Raw genomic sequence first — 18,270 nt, 5'->3', positions numbered from 1 at the left:
ACCATGACCGACCCCTTCGACGACACGACCTTCCCGCTGAGCCCCGAACAACGCGCCGTGCCGGCCAATGCGCCGCGCCTGCTGCTGCGTGCCGACATCGAGGGCGGGCTCGACGCTGCGCGCCTGCGCGACGTGGTGGCGCGCGTGCTGGGCGCGCACGGCGCCCTGTGCAGTGCCATCCGCGCGGTGCCGGGCTACCGGGGGCTGCGCCAGCAGTACACCGACGGGATGACGCCGCTGGCTTGGGCGGACACGGACCTGCGTGATGCGCCCGAGGCCGCACTGGCCGACTGGCTGGCGAGCCTGCAGGCCGCGCCGCTGGACATCGCGCGCGGCGAGATGGTCCGTGCCGGGCTCGCACGCACTGGGGAGGCACGTCACACACTGGCGCTTTCCGTGCATGCCTGGGTCGGCGACCGGGGCAGCCTGCAGCACTTGTTCGACCAGATCGCCACGGCCTTCGCGGACGAACACGCTTTCGATGCCGCCGAGGTGTTCCCGTATGCGCGCTTCGTGACCTGGCGCCAGGACCTGCTCGACGGCGAAGACGCCGCCGAGGGCCGCGCCTACTGGCAGCGCTACCTCGCGCAGGCCGCCGCGCTCACGCCGCCGCGCCTCGTCGGTCGGCAAGCTGCTGCCTCCCAGCAGACTGCGCGCGTGCGTGCCGACGAATCCGTCGACGCCACTTTTCTGAGTCGCATCGCCGCCTGCGCCGACACACTGGGCGCACAGCCCGACGCGCTGCTGCAAGCCGTCTGGTGGCTGCTGCTCGCGCGCCTGGACGGCACGGGCCGTTTCATCGCCGGCTGGCAGCACGACTGCCGCCGCGACTACCCGCCGATGCAGGGGGCGGTCGGCGTGTTCGACAAGGTGCTGCCGCTCATCGTCGAGACCGCGCCCGAGACGCGCTTTGCCGACTGGTTCGACAACGTCGACGGCACGCTGGCCGCGCATGTCGAGGCGCAGGAGTACTGGGCCGTCGAGGCTCCGCCCATCGCCGCGCACCTCGCGGTCGGCTTCGCGTGCCACGACCGGCCGCGCCGTCATGGCGTCGATCTGCAATGGCAGCTGGCGGCGTTGCCGGGGCCGCTGCTGAATTTCGAACTCGCCCTGCAGGTCGCATGGGACGCCGACGGTGCCGCGCTCTCGGTGCATGCCGATGCGGCGCGCCACAGCGAGGTGGCGGCGCAGCGCCTGCTGATGCAATACCTCTGCCTGCTGGACGCCGTGGTCGAACGCCCCGACACCGCGCTCGGCGCGCTGCCGCTGGTCGGCCCGCGCGAACGCGAATTGCTGCTGCAGTCGCAGGAGGCCGTGGCCGATGTCGGCACGCAGACCGTCACGCAGCGCATCGCCCACTGGGCCGTCGAGACGCCCGACGCGCCCGCGCTCGAAGCGGGCGAGCAGCGCCTGAGCTACCGCGAACTCGACCAGCGCACCGCCCGCGTCGCCCGCTGGCTGCAAGGGCAGGGCGTGACGCCCGGCGCCATCGTCGCGCTGAACCTGCCGCGCGCGCTCGACCTGCCGGTGGCGATCCTCGCCGTCTGGCGCGCGGGCGCCGCCTACCTGCCGCTCGACCCCGACTGGCCCGAGGCGCGCCGTGCGGCGGTGCTGGCCGATGCGAAGCCGGTGTTCACCATCGATGCGGCGCTGCCCGATGCAGTCACGTTGCCCGAGGCGGAAGTGGCATCGCACATCGCCGCACCGAGCGACCTCGCCTACGTGCTCTACACCTCCGGCTCCACCGGCACGCCCAAGGGCGTGGCCGTCGAGCAGGGCCAGCTGCAGAACTACGTGGCAGCCGCCTCGGCCGCGATGCAGCTCGACACCTGCCGCTGCTGGGCGCTCACCAGCTCTGTCGCGGCCGACCTGGGCAACACCGCGCTGTTCGGCGCGTTCTACAACGGCGCCTGCCTCGTCGTGGCCGCGCCGCACGAGGCAAAAGACGCCGAGGCTTTCGCGCGCTTCATGCGCACGCGCGCCATCGACGCGCTGAAGATCGTGCCCTCGCACCTCGAAGCGCTGCTCGAAAGCGCCGCGCCCTGCCTGCCGCGCACGCTGGTGCTCGGCGGCGAGGCCGCGCCGCGCGCGCTGGTCGAACGCATCGCGCGGCTGGCGCCGCAGTGCGCCATCTACAACCACTACGGGCCGACCGAGGCCACGGTCGGCGTCATGGTGCATGCCGTCGAACCCGGCGCGCCGGTGCCCGAGCAGCTGCCGCTGACGCGCGTGCTCGCGAACAACCGCGTGCGCGTGCTCGATGCGTCGCGCGGCCTCGTGCCGGCCGGTGGGCTGGGCGAGGTCTGCATCGGTGGTGCGCAGCTGTGCCGTGGCTACCTGAACCGCGCGAACGCTGACGTGTTCGTCGCCGACCCGTTCTGCGCCGGCGAGCGCCTCTACCGCACGGGCGACCTCGCGTGGGTGCTGCCCGAAGGCGGCCTGCGCCTGGCGGGGCGCGTCGATCACCAGGTGAAGATCCACGGTTACCGCGTCGAGCCGGCCGAGGTCGAGGCGGCGCTGCTGGCGCGTCCCGGTGTGCGCCAGGCGGTCGTGCTCGCCGTGCCCGATGCAGCCGGCGCGACCACGCTCGCCGCCTTCTTTGTCGGCGACAGCGAGGCGACCGACGGCCGCGCGCTGCGCGAACAACTGGCCGCGTTGCTGCCGGCGCACATGGTGCCCGCGAGCTGCACGGCCGTGAGCGCCTTCGCGCGCCTGCCGAACGGCAAGATCGACCGGCTCGCGCTGGCGGCCTCGGCCTCGGCCCCGGCCGAAGCGCCGCAGCGTGCAGTGAAGGCCCCGCGCGACGCGCTCGAAGCGCTGCTCGCCCACGGCATGGCCACGCTGCTGGGCAGCGGCCCGGTGGGCGTGGAAGACGACTTCTTCGAACTCGGCGGCCACTCGCTGCAGGTCATCAAGCTGGTGGCGCGCATTCGCAAGCTGCTGCAGGTCGAGGTGGCGGCCGGCGTGGTGTTCGATCACCCGACGCCCGCGGCGCTCGCCGCCGTGCTGCGCGAGGCCAGCGCCGATGCCATCGCGCTCGAACAGCTGGCGCAGACGCACCGGCAGCGTGACCTGGCCGACGAATCCGTGGGCGAGGCCGCATGAGCATCGCCATGGACGAGATCGCCCGCACCGTGCACGACGGCCAGGCGGTGCCGCTGTCGTATGCGCAGGAGCAGCTGTGCTTCCTGCAGAAGCTCGAGCCCGGGCTCACGGCCTACAACCTGCCGCGCGTGTTCCGGCTGACCGGTGCGCTCGACGCCGATGCGCTGGAACGCGCGTTCCAGGCGGTCATTGCGCGCCACGCGATCCTGCGCACGCACTTCGTCGAGCACGACGGCGTGCCGATGCAGGTGGTGCAGGCCGAGGTGCCGTTCGCGCTGGAGCGCATCGACCTCTCGGACCAGGGCGCCGAAGCGCAGCAGGCCGCGGTTGATGCACTCGTGCGCCGCACCGCGACGCATGTGTTCGACCTGGGCCGTGCGCCTGCACTGATTGCACGGCTTGCGAAGCTCGCCGACGACCGGCATGTGCTGACCGTCTGCCTGCACCACATCGTCTCCGATGCCTGGTCGAACCCGATCCTGGCGCGCGACCTCGGCGCGGCCTACGCGCTGGCGCTGCGCAGCCAGGGCCCGGTGCAGCTGCCGCCGCTGCCCGTGCAGTACGCCGACTTTGCCGTGTGGCAGCGTGCCCGCGTGCAGGGCGGGGCGCTCGCGCCGCAGCTCGCGCACTGGAACCGCCACCTCGGCGACGAGGTGCCCTCGCTCGATCTGCCGACCGACCGCGCGCGCCCCGCGCAGCAGACCTTCGCCGGCACCGCGCTCGGCTTCGAGCTGCCGCCGGCCCTCGCGGCGGCGCTGCAGGCCTTTTGCCGCGCCGAACGCTGCACGCCGTTCGTCGTGCTGCTCGCGGCCTGGCAGGTGCTGCTGTCGCGCTGCAGCGGGCAGGACGACTTCGCCATCGGCGTGCCCAACGCAGGCCGTCACCGCGAGGAGGTGCAGGACCTGCTGGGCTTCTTCATCACGACCCAGGTGTTCCGCGCGCGGCTCGCGCCCCGGCGCACGCTGCGCGAGCTGTGCCGGCAGGTGCGCGCCGACGCGCTGGCAGCGCTCGACCATGCCGACCTGCCGTTCGAGGTGCTGCTGGCCAGCCGCAAGGACCGCCGCGACCCCGCGCGCAGCCCGCTGTTCCAGGCCATGTTCGGCGTGCAGATGGCCGGCGAGGCCGTGGCGCTTGACTTCGCCGGCGTGCGCGCCGAGCTGCAAGAGTTCGACGACGCGGGCGCCAAGTTCGACCTGTCGCTGGACTTCTACATCGAGCCGCACGGCGTGCGCGGCCGGCTCGAATACAACACCGACCTGTTCGACGCCACGACCGCGCAGCGCATGGTGCGCGCCTACCAGCGCGTGCTGCAGGCGATGTCGGACGACCCCGACCGCGTGCTCGCGAACCTCGTGCTCACCGATGCGGACGACGAAGCGCGGCTGCGCGGCTGGAGCGAGAACCTGCCGCACCGCCCGTACACACAGCCCGTGCACCAGCTGATCGAAGCGCAGGCACGTCAGCAGCCGGAGTCGGTGGCGCTGGTGTTTGGCGACACGGTGCTGCGCTATGGCGAACTCGACGTGCGCGCCAACGCGCTCGCGCATCGTTTGATCGGCCTCGGTGTACGGCCCGACATGCCCGTGGGCATTGCTGCCGAGCGCAGCCTCGAGATGGTCGTGGGGCTGCTGGCGATCCTGAAGGCCGGTGGCGCCTATGTGCCCATCGACCCCGAGCTGCCGCGCGAACGCATCGCCTACATGCTGGAAGACAGTGGGGTGACGCTGCTGCTCACGCAGTCGCACCTGCGCGAGGCGCTGCCGGCGGCGGCGCACGTGCAGTTGCTGGCATTGGATGCGCTCGACCTGTCGGCCGAATCCACCGCCTGCCCGCAGGTCGCGCTGCGTGGCGAGAACCTCGCCTACGTGATCTTCACCTCCGGCTCCACGGGCCGCCCCAAGGGCGCGGCCAACCGTCACAACGCGCTCTACAACCGCCTGACCTGGATGCAGGACGCCTACGCGTTGAGCCATGGCGACACCGTGCTGCAGAAGACGCCGTTCGGCTTCGACGTGTCGGTGTGGGAGTTCTTCTGGCCGCTGATGCAGGGCGCGCGCCTCGTCGTCGCTGCGCCTGGCGACCATCGCGAACCGGCACGCCTGGTCGAGTTGATCCGCACGCACGGCGTGACCACGCTGCATTTCGTGCCCTCGATGCTGCAGGCCTTCCTGGCGCACGACGGCATCGAGGCCTGCACCAGCCTGCGGCGCATCGTCTGCAGCGGCGAGGCGCTGCCCGCCGAGGCGCAGGCGAAGGTGTTCGAGCGCCTGCCGGGCGCGGGGCTGTACAACCTCTACGGCCCGACCGAGGCGGCCATCGACGTGACGCACTGGACCTGCCGCGCCGACGGGCTGAACCACGTCGCCATCGGCCGCCCCATCGCGGGCTGCAGGACCTATGTGCTCGACGCGGGCCTGAACCCCGTGCCGCCGGGCGTGGGCGGCGAGCTGTACCTGGGCGGCATCGGCCTGGCGCGCGGCTATCTGCACCGGCTGGGCCTCACGGCCGAGCGCTTCGTCGCCGACCCGTTCAGCGACAGCGGCGAGCGCCTGTACCGCACGGGCGACCTCGTGCGCTGGCGCGACGACGGCCAGCTGGCCTACCTGGGCCGCATCGACCACCAGGTGAAGGTGCGGGGCTTCCGCATCGAACTCGGCGAGATCGAAGCGCAGCTGCTGGCGCAGCCGCAGGTGCGCGAGGCCGTGGTGGTGGCCGACGAAGGCCCGGGCGGCACGCGACTGGTCGGCTACGTGTCGCCGCAGCCCGGTGCGGCGGTGGATGCGGCCGCGCTCAAGGCGCGGCTGGCCGAGGTGCTGCCCGAGTACATGGTGCCGTCGCTGCTGTGCGTGCTGCCGGCCCTGCCGCTCAACGCCAACGGGAAGATCGACCGCAAGTCGCTGCCCAAGCCCGAATGCAGCGGGGCGCAGGCCTACGAAGCGCCCGAGGGCGTGGTCGAACAGGCGCTCGCCACGGTCTGGGCCGAGGTGCTCGGCCTTCCGCGCGTGGGTCGGCAGGACAACTTCTTCGAACTCGGCGGCGATTCGATCCTGAGCCTGCAGATCGTGTCGCGGCTGCGCACGGCGGGCTGGAAGCTCACGCCGCGCCAGATGTTCGAGCGCCAGACCGTCGCCGGGCAGGCGGCCGTGGCCGAGCCCGTGGGCGCGGCGGTGCAGGCCCAGCAGACCGCAGCCGAAGGCGAGGTGCCGCTGCTGCCGTTCCAGGCCGCGTTCTTCGAGGCCGACATGCCCGAGCGCCACCACTGGAACCAGTCGCTGCTGTTGCAAAGCCGCGAGCCGTTGGCGGTGCCCGCGCTCGAAGCAGCGCTGGCCGCCGTGGTGCAGCACCACGATGCCTTCCGCCTGCGCTTCCATCGAACGACCGATGGGCGTTGGCGACAGACCTACGAGGAACTGCCGGCGCGCTGGCGCGAGGAATGGCTCTGGGTGCGCGATGCAGCGAACCCCGCGCAGATCGCCGCGCTGTGCGACGAGGCGCAGCGCAGCCTCGACCTCGCACACGGGCCGCTGCTGCGTCCGCTGCTCATCCACCTGCCCGGCGGCGACTGCCGCCTGCTGCTGGCGGCGCACCACCTCGTGGTCGATGGCGTGTCGTGGCGCATCGTGCTCGACGACCTGGCCACCGCGTACGCGCAGTGCCGCGACGGCCAACCGGTCGCGCTGCCGCCGAAGAGCGCCAGCCTGCAGGCCTGGGCGCGCGCGTTGCAGGCGCAGGCTGTCACGATGGAGGGCGAACTCGCGCACTGGCAGGCTTTCGCCGACGTGCCGGTGGCGTTGCCCTGCGCGCGGCCCGAGGGCGTGAACACCGTGGCGCGCCGCGCCAGCATCGCGTGGCAGCTCGACCGCGCGCGCACGCAGGCGCTGCTCAAGACGGCACCGGCCGCCTACCGCACGCAGGTCAACGACCTGCTGCTCACCGCGCTCGGGCGCGCGCTGTGCGGATGGAGCGGGCATGCGCAGCTCGCGATCCTGCTCGAAGGGCACGGCCGTGAAGACATCCTCCCCGCGCAGAAGGCGCTCGACCTGTCGCGCACCACGGGGTGGTTCACCAGCCTGTTCCCCGTGCGGATCGATCCGCTGGGCGCGTGGGGTGATGCGATCAAGCGCGTGAAGGAAGACCTGCGCCGCGTGCCGCAACGCGGGCTCGGCCATGGCGTGCTGAGGCACCTGGGCACGGACGCACAGCAGCAGACGCTGCGCGCATTGCCGCGTCCGCAGCTGGTCTTCAACTACCTGGGGCAGGTCGACAGTGCGGCCGAGGCCGCATGGTCGCTTGCACCTGAAGACGCGGGCGAACTGGTCGCGGCGAGCGCGCCGCTGCTGCACGAATTCAGCGTCAACGCACAGGTGCGCGACGGTGCGCTGCAGCTGACGGTGGACTTCAGCGCGGCGCGGCATGCGCAAGAGGATGTGCAGGGCTGGGTGAACCGCTTCGGCGACGAGCTCGAAGCGCTGATCGCGCACTGCACCTCGGGCGCTTCCGGCGTCACGCCGTCGGACTTCCCGCTGGCCGGGCTCGACGCCGCGCAGCTCGACGCGCTGCCGCTGCCCGTCGCACAGCTCGAAGACCTCTATCCGCTGTCGCCGATGCAGTCCGGCATGCTGTTCCACAGCCTGGTCGATGCACAGGGCGAGGCCTACGTCAACCAGCTGTGCATGGACATCGACGGCCTTGATGCCGAACGCTTCCGCGCCGCATGGCAGCGCGTGCTGGCGCGCCACGAGATCCTGCGCAGCGGCTTCCTGCCCGACGGCGCCACGCCGTTGCAATGGGTGGCGCGCGGTGCCGAGATGCCGTGGGTGATGCAAGACCTGCGCGAGAGCGTCGATGTGCCAGCTGCACTGGCGCGGCTGGCCGCGTCGCAGCGCGCGAGCGGCTTCGACCTCGCGCGCCCGCCGCTCATGCGCATCGCGCTGGCCCGCGCGCAGGCGCAGCGCCATCACCTCGTCTGGACCTACCACCACCTGCTGCTTGACGGCTGGAGCGTGGCGCAGCTGCTGGCCGAAGTGCTGCGCAGCTACGCGGGGCAAGCGAGCGAGCCCGCACCCGGACGCTTCCACGACCACATCGCGTGGCTCGCGGCGCGCAATACGCAGGCCGGCGAGGCGCACTGGCGCCGCGTGCTGGCCGGCGTGGAAGAACCGACACGCCTGGCGACCGCGCTGGTGCCGCCGGTGGCACCGCGCCCCGGCAAGGCCCGCCAGCGCCTGGCCTTCGACCCCGAAGCCACGCGCGGCCTGCGCGATGCCGCGCGCGCCGCGCACGTCACGCTGAACACTTTCGTGCAGGCCGCCTGGGCGCTGCTGCTGGGCCAGCGCACGCGCACCGGCACCGTCGTGTTCGGCGCCACCGTCGCCGGCCGCAGCGCCGAGATGCCGGGCGCCGAACGCATGCTGGGCCTGTTCATCAACACGCTGCCCGTGGTCGCACGCCTGCGGCCCGGCCAGCCCGTGGGCGACTGGCTGCGCGAACTGCAGGCGGCGCAGGTCGCGTCGCGCGAACACGAGCACACGCCGCTGCACGAGATCCAGGCCTGGGCCGGGTTGGGCGGGCAGGGGCTGTTCGACACGCTGGTGGTGTTCGAGAATTACCCGGTCGATGCGGCCTTGCGTGGCGATGCTGCGGCCGGCCTGAGCTTCGGCGCGGTGCGCACGAAGGAAGAAACCTCGTACCCTCTGACGCTGATGGTGCACGACGATGCGGCGCTGCACATCGACCTCGTGCATGCGCTCGACGTGTGCGACGAAGTGCAGGCCGCGGCGCTCGTGGGCCAGTTGCGCGCGGCGCTGCTGGCGCTCGCCGGCGATGCGGCGCAGGCCGTGGGCCAGCTGACGTTGGCCGATGCGGCCGAGCGCGAGCGGTTGTCGTCATGGTCGCGCGGTGCATTCGTACCGCAGGCGGTCGTGCCCGTTCACCACCTCATCGAACAACGGGCGAAGGCGAACCCCGATGCACTGGCACTCGTCACGGCCGAGCATCGCCTCACCTACGCCGCACTCAATCGCCTCGCCAACCGCTGGGCGCACCGGCTGATCGCGCAGGGCGTGTGGCCCGACATGCCGGTTGCGATCGCGGTCGATCGCTCGGCCGAAACCGTCGTCGGCCTGCTCGCCGTGCTCAAGGCCGGCGGTGCGTACGTGCCGCTCGACCCGGCGTTCCCGCCCGAGCGGCTGGCCTACATGGTCGAGGACAGCGGCGCCTCGCTGCTGCTCACGCGCCGCGCGCTGATGCCGCGTCTGCCCCACGCAGCGAGCGTGCAGCGGCTGGCCTTCGACCTCGACGCGGCCGACGACGGCATGGCCGCCTGGCCCGACCACGATCCGGCGGTGCCGGTGCATGGCGAGCAGCTGGCCTACGTGCTCTACACCTCGGGCTCCACCGGCCGCCCGAAGGGCGTGGCGATGCGCCACGACGCGGTGGCGCGCCTCATCGCGTGGCAGCTGCAACGCCTGCCGGGTGCGAGCCGCACGTTGCTGTTCGCGTCGCCGTGCTTCGACGTGACGTTCCAGGAAATGGTCAGCGGGCTGGCCGGCGGCGGCTGTCTCGTGCAGACCACCGACGCGCAGCGGCTCGACCTCGATGCGCTGGAAGACCTGGTGCACCGCGAAGGCGTCGAGCGCATGTTCCTGACCTTCTCGGTGCTGCAGCATTTCGCCGAACAGTCGCTGGCCTCGGGCCGGCGGTTGCCGGCGCTGCGCCAGATCGTCACCGCGGGCGAGCAGCTCAAGCGCACGCCCGCGCTGGCCGAGTGGCTGGCGCGCGAATCGCAATGCCGGCTCATCAACCAGTACGGGCCGACCGAGACGCATGTGGTGAGCGAGTTCGTGCTCGATGGCGCAGGCGATGAAGACCTGCCGCCCATCGGCACGCCCGCATCGAGCGCGCGCCTGCATGTGCTCGACGCGCAACTGAACCCCGTGCCGGTCGGCGTGGCCGGCGAGCTGTGCGTCGGCGCCGAGGTGCTGGCGCGCGGCTACCTGCACCGCGCCGGCCTGACGGCGCAGCGCTTCGTCGCCGATCCGTTCGATGGGCACGGCGGGCGGCTCTACCGCACCGGCGACCTCGTGCGCTGGCGCGATGACGGCCAGCTCGAGTACCTCGGCCGGCTCGACCACCAGGTGAAGGTGCGGGGCTTCCGCATCGAACTCGGCGAGGTCGAGGCGCAGCTGCTCGCGCAGCCCGGCGTGCGACAAGCGCTGGTGCTGGCGCAGGAAGGACCAGGTGGCGCGCGGTTGGTGGCCTATGCGGCCGGCGCCGAAGGCCAGCCGCTGCGCCCCGCGGCGCTGCGTGCGGGGCTGGCGGCAGCGTTGCCCGACTACATGGTGCCGAGCGTCATCGTGGCGATGCCGCAGGGGCTGCCGCTGAACGCCAACGGCAAGGTCGACCGGCAGGCGCTGCCGCCGCCCGAGGCCGCGGAAGAGCGCGCCCACGTGCCGCCGCAGGGCGCCACCGAAACCGCGCTGGCTGGCCTCTGGGCGCAGGTGCTGGGGCTGTCGCGCGTGGGGCGCGGCGACAACTTCTTCGAGCTCGGCGGGCATTCGCTCGCGGTGCTCAAGCTGCGGCAGCAGGTCAAGGCACAGATGGGCATCGACCTGCCGCTGCAGCGCTACTTCGAACTGCCCGACCTGGCGGCGTGCGCGCAGGCGCTCGACGCGCAAGGGCCGGCGCAGGCGCAGCAGGCCGCGCAGGCCGAGAGCGATCTCGATCGCATGGATGCATTGTTGGAAAGTCTGGGGGGTTGAGTGAGCAGTAGCGAACGCAGTAGGGCCATCGCCCAACGGCTGGCGGGTTTGCCGCCGGCGCGGCAGAAGGAATTCATCGCCGCGTTGCGTGCGCAGGGCATCGATTTCGGCCGCCTGCCGATCGTGCCAGACCCGGCCGCCGTGCCCGGTGCGCCGCGGCCCGCCTCGTACGCGCAGGCGCGCCAGTGGTTCCTCTGGCAGATGGACCCCGAAAGCACCGCGCAGCACATCACGGCCGCGCTCACGCTGCACGGCGCGCTCGACCATGCGGCGCTGCGCGCGAGCCTGCAGGCGCTGGTGGCGCGGCATCCGTCGCTGCGCACGCGCTTCGGCGTGAGCGACGACGGCGTGCCGCAGCAGACCGTGTCGCCCGAGGCGGTGCTCGACCTGCGCGAAGCCGATCTGCGAGCCCACCCCGCGCAGGTGCGCGACGAGGCCGCGCGCCTCGTGCGCACGCCCTTTGACCTCGCGCGCGGCCCGCTGCTGCGCGTGGGCCTGCTGCGCACCGGCGAGACCGCGCACCTGCTGGTGCTGGTGATGCACCACATCGTGTCCGACGGCTGGTCGATGCAGCTTCTGGTCGACGACTTCGGCGCGCTGTACCAGGCGCACCGTCAAGGGAACGACGCCGCCGTGCCGGCCGCGCCCGCGCTGCAGTACGCCGACTACGCGGCCTGGCAGCGCCACTGGCTCGAAGCAGGCGAGGGCGAACGCCAACTCGCCTACTGGACCGAACGCCTGGGCGGCGAGCAGCCGCTGCTGCAACTGCCTGCCGACCGCGCGCGTCCGCCGCAGGGGCCGTACCTCGCCGCGCGCCATCGGCTCGACCTGCCGGGCGAACTGACGCAGGCGCTGCGCCGCCGCGCGAGCGCCGAAGGCGCGACGCTCTTCATGGTGCTGCTGGCCGGCTTCCAGGCGCTGCTGCACCGCTACACGGGCCAGGGCGACATCCGGCTCGGCGTGCCCGTGGCCAACCGCGACCGGCCCGAGACGGCCGGCATCCTCGGCCTGTTCGTCAACACGCAGGTGCTGCGCGCCGAGCTGGCCGGCCACACCACACTGGCCCAGGCGCTGGCACAGGCGCGCGAGGCGGCGCTGGGCGCACAGGCGCACCAGGACCTGCCGTTCGAGCAGCTGGTCGAGGCGCTGCAGCCCGAGCGCAGCCTGAGCCACCCGCCGCTGTTCCAGGTGATCTTCAACCACCGGCAGCAGGACCTGGGCGCGCTCGACCGGCTCGAAGGGCTGCGCATCGAACCCTGCGAACTCGACGAACAGGCGGCGCCCTTCGAGCTCGCACTCGACACGCTGGAGCAGGCCGACGGCACGCTCGGCCTGAGCTTCACGTACGCCCGCGCGATCTTCGAGCCCGCGACCATCGAGCGCATGGCCGCGCACTACGTCGCGGTACTGCGCCAGCTGGCCGACGACCCGTCGCGCACGTTGCGCGAGGTGGCACTGCTCGGTCCGCAGGAGCATGCCCAACTGCGCCAATGGGGCGAGGGCCAGGACACGGCCTGGGACGAGGTGCCCGTGCACCGCCTCGTCGAGCGCCAGGCCGCGCTGCGGCCCGAGGCCACGGCGCTGATCGTCGACGGCGTGCCGATGCGCTTCCGCGACTTCGACGCGCGCGCCAACCGGCTCGCGCATGCCCTCATCGCGCAGGGCGTGCGGCCCGAGGACCGCATCGGCCTCGCGGTGGAGCGCTCGCCCGAGATGGTGGTGGCGCTGCTCGGCGTGCTGAAGGCGGGCGCGGCCTATGTGCCGCTCGACCCCGACTACCCGCCCGAGCGGCTCGACTTCATGGCGGCCGACAGCGGCGTACGGCTGCTGCTCACGCAGGCGCGCGTGCGCGAGCGGCTGGGCGCGTCGATGCAGGCGCTGCCCGCGCTGCTGCTCAATGGCGGCGTGCTCGACAGCGGGCCCGAAGACGCACCCGATGTCGCGGTGCATCCGGGGCACCTGGCCTATGTGATCTACACCTCGGGCTCCACCGGCCAGCCCAAGGGCGTGGCCGTGGCGCACGGCCCGCTGAGCATGCACATCCAGACCATCGGCCGCGCCTACGGCATGACGCCCGAAGACCGCGAGCTGCAGTTCGCATCGATCAACTTCGACGGCGCGCACGAGCGCATCTGGACGCCGCTGGCCTTCGGCGCCACGCTGATGCCGCGCAGCCAGGAGCTGTGGACCGTGCACCGCAGCCGCGAAGAGATGCGCCGCCACGGCATCACCGTCGCCTGCTTCACGCCGGGCTACCTGCAGCAGATGGCCGATGAACTCGGCGAGGACGGGCGCGTGCCCACGCTGCGCTCGTACACCGTCGGCGGTGAGGCCATGGGCCGCGTGGCCTGCGAGCGCGTGATGCAGACCTTGCAGCCGCCGCGCCTCATCAACGGCTATGGCCCGACCGAGACGGTGATAACGCCGACCATCGCCAAGGCCTACGCCGGCACCGCCTTCGACGCCGCCTACCTGCCCATCGGCGCGCCGGTGGGCGACCGCCGCGCCGTGGTGCTCGACACCGACATGAACCTGGTGCCGCCCGGCATGGCCGGCGAGCTGTACCTCGGCGGTGCGGGCCTGGCGCGCGGCTACCTGAACCGCGCCGGCCTGAGCGCCGAGCGCTTCGTGGCCGACCCCTTCGACACCGCGGGCGGGCGCCTGTACCGCACCGGCGACCTCGTGCGCTGGCGCGCCGACGGACAGCTCGAATACCTGGGGCGGCTCGATCACCAGGTGAAGGTGCGGGGTTTTCGCATCGAACTCGGCGAGGTCGAGGCGCGCCTGCGCGCGCAGCCCGGCGTGCGCGAGGCCGTGGTGGTCGCGCGCGAGCGTGCAGGCGGTGCGTTGCTGCTGGCCTACGTGTCGAGCCTCGACGCGCAACGCCAGGTCGATGCCTTCACGTTGCGCGACGGCCTGGCGCAGGTGCTGCCCGAGTACATGGTGCCGTCGGCGATCACCGTGCTCGCGGCGCTGCCGCTCAACGCCAACGGCAAGGTCGACCGCGCCGCGCTGCCCGAGCCGGTGTTCGCCGCTGCAGCCGACACCTGGGAAGCGCCGCAGGGTGCGGCCGAGGAGGTGATGGCGGCCGTGTGGGCCGAGGTGCTCGGTGCGCCGCGCGTGGGCCGCAACGACAACTTCTTCGAACTCGGCGGCCATTCGCTGCTGGCCATGCAACTGCTCGAGCGGCTGCGCCGGCAGGGCTTCGGTGCGCAGGTGCGCACGCTGTTCCAGAACCCGCGCTTCGCCGACTTCGCGCGCGCCACGCTGGAAGCCGGTGCCGCGCCGCGCCCGGCGCTGGTGGTGCCCGACAACGCGATCCCCGACGGCTGCACGCGGCTCACGCCGCAGATGCTGCCGCTGGTGACGCTCGACGACGCGCAGCTGCGCCGCATCGAGGCCGCTGTGCCCGGCGGCGCGGCCAACATCCAGGACATCTACCCGCTCGCGCCGCTGCAGGACGGCCTGCTGTTCCATCACCTGATGCAGGCCGAGGGCGACGTCTACGTGCAGTCGCTGCAGATGCGTTTCGACAGCGAGGCCCGGCTCCATGCGTTCATGGACTGCCTGAACCGCGTCATCGCGCGTCACGACATGCTGCGCACCGCGGTGCTGTGGGAAGGGCTCGCGGAGCCGGTGCAGGTGGTGCACCGTCATGCGCCCGCCGAGATCGAATGGCTGCCGGTCGACGCCGCCGCAGGCGATGTCGCCGCGCAGCTCGAAGCGCATGTGCGCCCCGGCCACTACCGCCTCGACGTGCGCCGCGCGCCCATGCTGCGCGCCATCGCCGCGCACGACGCGGCGGGCCACGGCTGGCTGCTGCAACTGCCGAGCCACCACCTGGCGCTCGATCATGTGTCGCGCGACCTGCTGGTCGAGGAGATCACGCTGCTGCTGCAGGGCCGCGCCGACGCGCTGCCAGAACCCGTGCCATTCCGCAGCTTCGTCGCGCAGGCGCGGCTCGGCGCCGACGTGGCCGAACAGGAGACGTTCTTCCGCCGCATGCTCGGCGATGTGCGCGAACCGACCGCGCCTTTCGACCTGTTCGATGCGCGCGGCGACGGCACGGCCGTGGAAGAAGCGCACCTCGAACTCGATGCGGCGCTGGTGCAGGCCGTGCGCACGCAGGCCCAGCGCAGCGGCGTCAGCGCGGCCACGCTGTTCCACTTGGCATGGGCGCTGGTGCTGGCCAAGACCACGGGCAAGGACGACGTGGTGTTCGGCACCGTGCTGTTCGGCCGGCTCGCAGGCGGCGAGGGCGCGGGGCGCGCGCTCGGCATGATGATCAACACGCTGCCGCTGCGCGTGACGCTGGGCCGCAGCCATGCACTGGCCTGCGTGCGCCAGACGCACGCCGCGCTGGCCGGCCTGCTGCACCACGAGCATGCGAGCCTGTCCCTCGCGCAGCGCTGCAGCGCGGTGCCCAAGGGCACGCCGCTGTTCTCGACGCTGCTGAACTACCGCTATGTGGCGCAGGCGCCCGAGGCGGGTGCCGGTGCCGGCGGCTGGGAAGGCATCGAGACGCTCGGCGCGCAGGAGCGTTCGAACTACGCCTTCGCGCTGTCGGTGAACGAACGCGCCGACGGCTTCGCGCTGACCGCGCAGGTCGATGCCGCAGTCGGCGCCGCGCGCGTGTGCCAGTACATGCACGATGCGGTGCGCCGCGTGGCCGACGACCTCGCGCAGGCGGCCATGCACCCGGTCGTCGCCTTCGACCTGTACACGGCCGACGAGGCGCAGCGCCTGCAGGCCTGGGGCGCGAACACGCCGGCTTACCAGCACACCGCACCGGTGCATGTGCTGGTGGCACGCCAGGCCGCGCTGCGGCCCGAGGCCACGGCGCTGATCTTCGGCGACCACACGCTGAGCTACGCGGCGCTGGAGGCGCGCGCCAACCGGCTGGCGCACCACCTCGTGCGCGCGGGCGTGCGGCCCGAAGTGCGCGTGGGTCTTGCGGTGCGGCGCTCGGCCGACATGGTCGTGGCGCTGCTCGCGATCCTGAAAGCGGGCGGCGCCTACGTGCCGCTCGACCCGGCGTATCCGCCGCAGCGCCTGGCCTACATGGTGGAAGACAGCGGCGTCGCGCTGCTGCTGGCCGACGATGCCGCCGTGCTGGACCGTATCGGCCTGCCCGGTGTGAAGGCCCTGACGCTCGACACGCTGGACCTGTCGAGTGGCCCGTCACATGACCCCGGCGTGGCGGTGCACCGCGACCACCTGGCCTACGTGATCTACACCTCGGGCTCGACCGGCAAGCCCAAGGGCGTGGCCGTGGCGCACGGCCCGCTGGCCATGCATGTGCAGTCCATCGGCGAGGCCTACGGCATGACGCCGGACGACCGCGAGCTGCAGTTCGCGTCGATCAACTTCGACGGCGCGCACGAGCGCACCTGGGTGCCGCTGGCCTTCGGCGCGGCACTGATGCCGCGCGACGAAGAGGTCTGGCCGGTGGAGCGAACCTGCGCCGAAATTGCCCGCCACGGCATCACCATCGCCTGCTTCACGCCCGGCTACCTGCACCAGATGGCCGAGCTGATGGGCGAGGCTGCTAGCCGGCTGCCGATCCGTTCCTACACCGTGGGCGGCGAGGCGATGCCGCGCACCAGCTTCGCGCTGGTGCAGTCGGTGCTGAAGCCGCCGCGCATCGTCAACGGCTACGGGCCGACCGAGACGGTGATCACGCCGATGATCGCCAAGGCCGCGCCGGGCGAAGGCTTCGACGCGGCCTACATGCCCATCGGCCGCCTCGTGGGCGACCGCACGGCCTACGTGCTCGACGGCGCCATGAGCCAGGTGCCGCCCGGCGTGGCCGGCGAGCTGTACCTGGGCGGCGACGGTCTGGCGCGCGGCTACCTGCAGCGCGCGGGCCTGAGCGCCGAACGCTTCGTGGCCGACCCCTTCGGCGCGCCGGGCGGCCGGCTCTACCGCACGGGCGACCTCGTGCGCTGGGAGGCCGACGGGCAGATGGCCTACCTGGGGCGGATCGACCACCAGGTGAAGATCCGCGGCTTTCGCATCGAACTCGGAGAGATCGAGGCGCAGCTGCTGGCGCTGCCGCAGGTGCGCGAGGCCGTGGTCGTCGCCAGCCAGGGCGCGGGCGGCGCACGGCTGGTGGCGTATGTGTCGCCGCTGGCGGGCGAGCGCATCGAGCCTTTGCGGCTGCGCACCAGCCTCGCGGCGCTGCTGCCCGAGCACATGGTGCCGGCGGCCATCGTCGTGCTCGACACGCTGCCGCTCAACATGAGCGGCAAGGTCGATCGCCATGCGCTGCCGGCGCCGGTGTTCGCCAGCGGCGACGGCTACGACGCGCCGCGCGGCAGCGCCGAGCAGGCGCTCGCGCGCATCTGGTCCGAGGTGCTGGGCGTGGCACGCGTGGGCCGCGACGACAACTTCTTCGAACTCGGCGGCGATTCGCTGCTGAGCCTGAAGGTGATGGCGCAGGCACGGCGCCTGGGCCTGCCGGCGCTGGACCTGAAGCTGCACGACTTCCTGCGCGCGCCGACCATCGCGGGGCTGCTGGGCGGGCGTGCCGAGGCGCCGTCGCTGGTGGCCCTGAACGCCGTGGTGCCCGGTGCGCCGCCGCTGTTCTGCATGCACGCCGCCCTGGGCACGGTGTACGACTACGCGCCGCTGGCGCGCCGCCTGCGGGGCGTGCGCACCGTGTACGGCCTGCCGTGCCGCATGCTTGCCGACCCCGCGCACCGCGACGTGTCGCTGGCGCGCATGGCCGACGACTACGCCCGCATGCTCCGTGGCGTGCAGCCGCAGGGGCCGTACCACCTGCTGGGCTGGTCGCTCGGCGGCGCGCTCGCGGCGGCCGTGGCCGCGCGGCTCGAAGCAGAAGGGCAGGCCGTGGCGTTCCTCGGCCTGGTCGATCCCTACGTGCCCGAGCCCGACGCGCCCCTGCAGACGGTGGACGACGACGGCCGCCGCGACTTTGCCGACTTCGTCGCCTCGGCCTGGCCGGCGGCGCGCCTGGACGGGCTGCTGGACATCGACGACTTCGTCTGCGACGAGGCGACGGTGGCCGCGCTGCTCACCCAGGCGCGTGCGAAGGCGCAGGCCCGCGGCGACGCGCTGGAGATGCCGGCGCACGCGAACCTGCCCGACGACGAGCTGGCCCGCATCTTCCTCGTGAGCCAGCAGCTGAAGGCGATCGAGACCGAGGCGCTCGTGCCGCTGCGTTGCCACGCCGAGTGCTGGTGGATCGCGCGGCGCCCGGCGGCGGACCGCGCCGCGCTCGCGCTGCAACTGGGGTGGCCGGACCTCGCGAGCGCTGCGGCGCTCGACGAGGACCACCACGCGATCCTGCGCAGCCCGGTGTTGTTGACGCAACTGGGCGAGCGACTGGGCGAGTCCGAAGCCCTTGCGGCCTGACGCCCGGGCATAAAAAAACGCACGACCC

Annotated in this window: 3 protein-coding genes; all 3 read left to right on the top strand. The window is 72.6% G+C overall.

The annotated features are described in order from the left end of the window. Positions 1 to 3: 3 nt before the first annotated feature. Genes FFI97_RS03850 through FFI97_RS03840 form a run of 3 tightly spaced genes read left to right on the top strand, consistent with a single transcriptional unit; the run spans position 4 to position 18,242 of the window. Entirely contained in the window at positions 4 to 3,105 is a 3,102-nt protein-coding gene (locus FFI97_RS03850; protein ID WP_139702914.1) for a non-ribosomal peptide synthetase, read from the top strand. Then, positions 3,102 to 10,865, top strand: a complete 7,764-nt coding sequence (locus FFI97_RS03845) for a non-ribosomal peptide synthetase (RefSeq protein WP_144004364.1) — start codon at positions 3,102 to 3,104, stop codon at positions 10,863 to 10,865. Before FFI97_RS03850 ends, FFI97_RS03845 begins: the two co-directional genes overlap by 4 nt. Next, the gene (locus tag FFI97_RS03840; RefSeq protein ID WP_260684890.1) at positions 10,866 to 18,242 is read left to right on the top strand and encodes a non-ribosomal peptide synthetase; all 7,377 of its coding nucleotides are present in this window, start codon (positions 10,866 to 10,868) and stop codon (positions 18,240 to 18,242) included. Positions 18,243 to 18,270: the final 28 nt, after the last annotated feature.

The sequence above is a fragment of the Variovorax sp. KBS0712 genome, from assembly GCF_006323185.2.
GTDB classification, from domain to species: domain Bacteria; phylum Pseudomonadota; class Gammaproteobacteria; order Burkholderiales; family Burkholderiaceae_C; genus Variovorax; species Variovorax boronicumulans.
The sequence above is the reverse complement of the archived record's forward strand: the minus strand, read 5'-3'. Positions and strand labels throughout refer to the sequence as shown.

Excerpts from the sequence above, each read along its gene's own strand:
- FFI97_RS03850 (WP_139702914.1), top strand. The coding sequence starts at position 4 with ATGACCGACCCCTTCGACGACACGACCTTCCCGCTGAGCCCCGAACAA.
- FFI97_RS03845 (WP_144004364.1), top strand. The coding sequence starts at position 3,102 with ATGAGCATCGCCATGGACGAGATCGCCCGCACCGTGCACGACGGCCAG.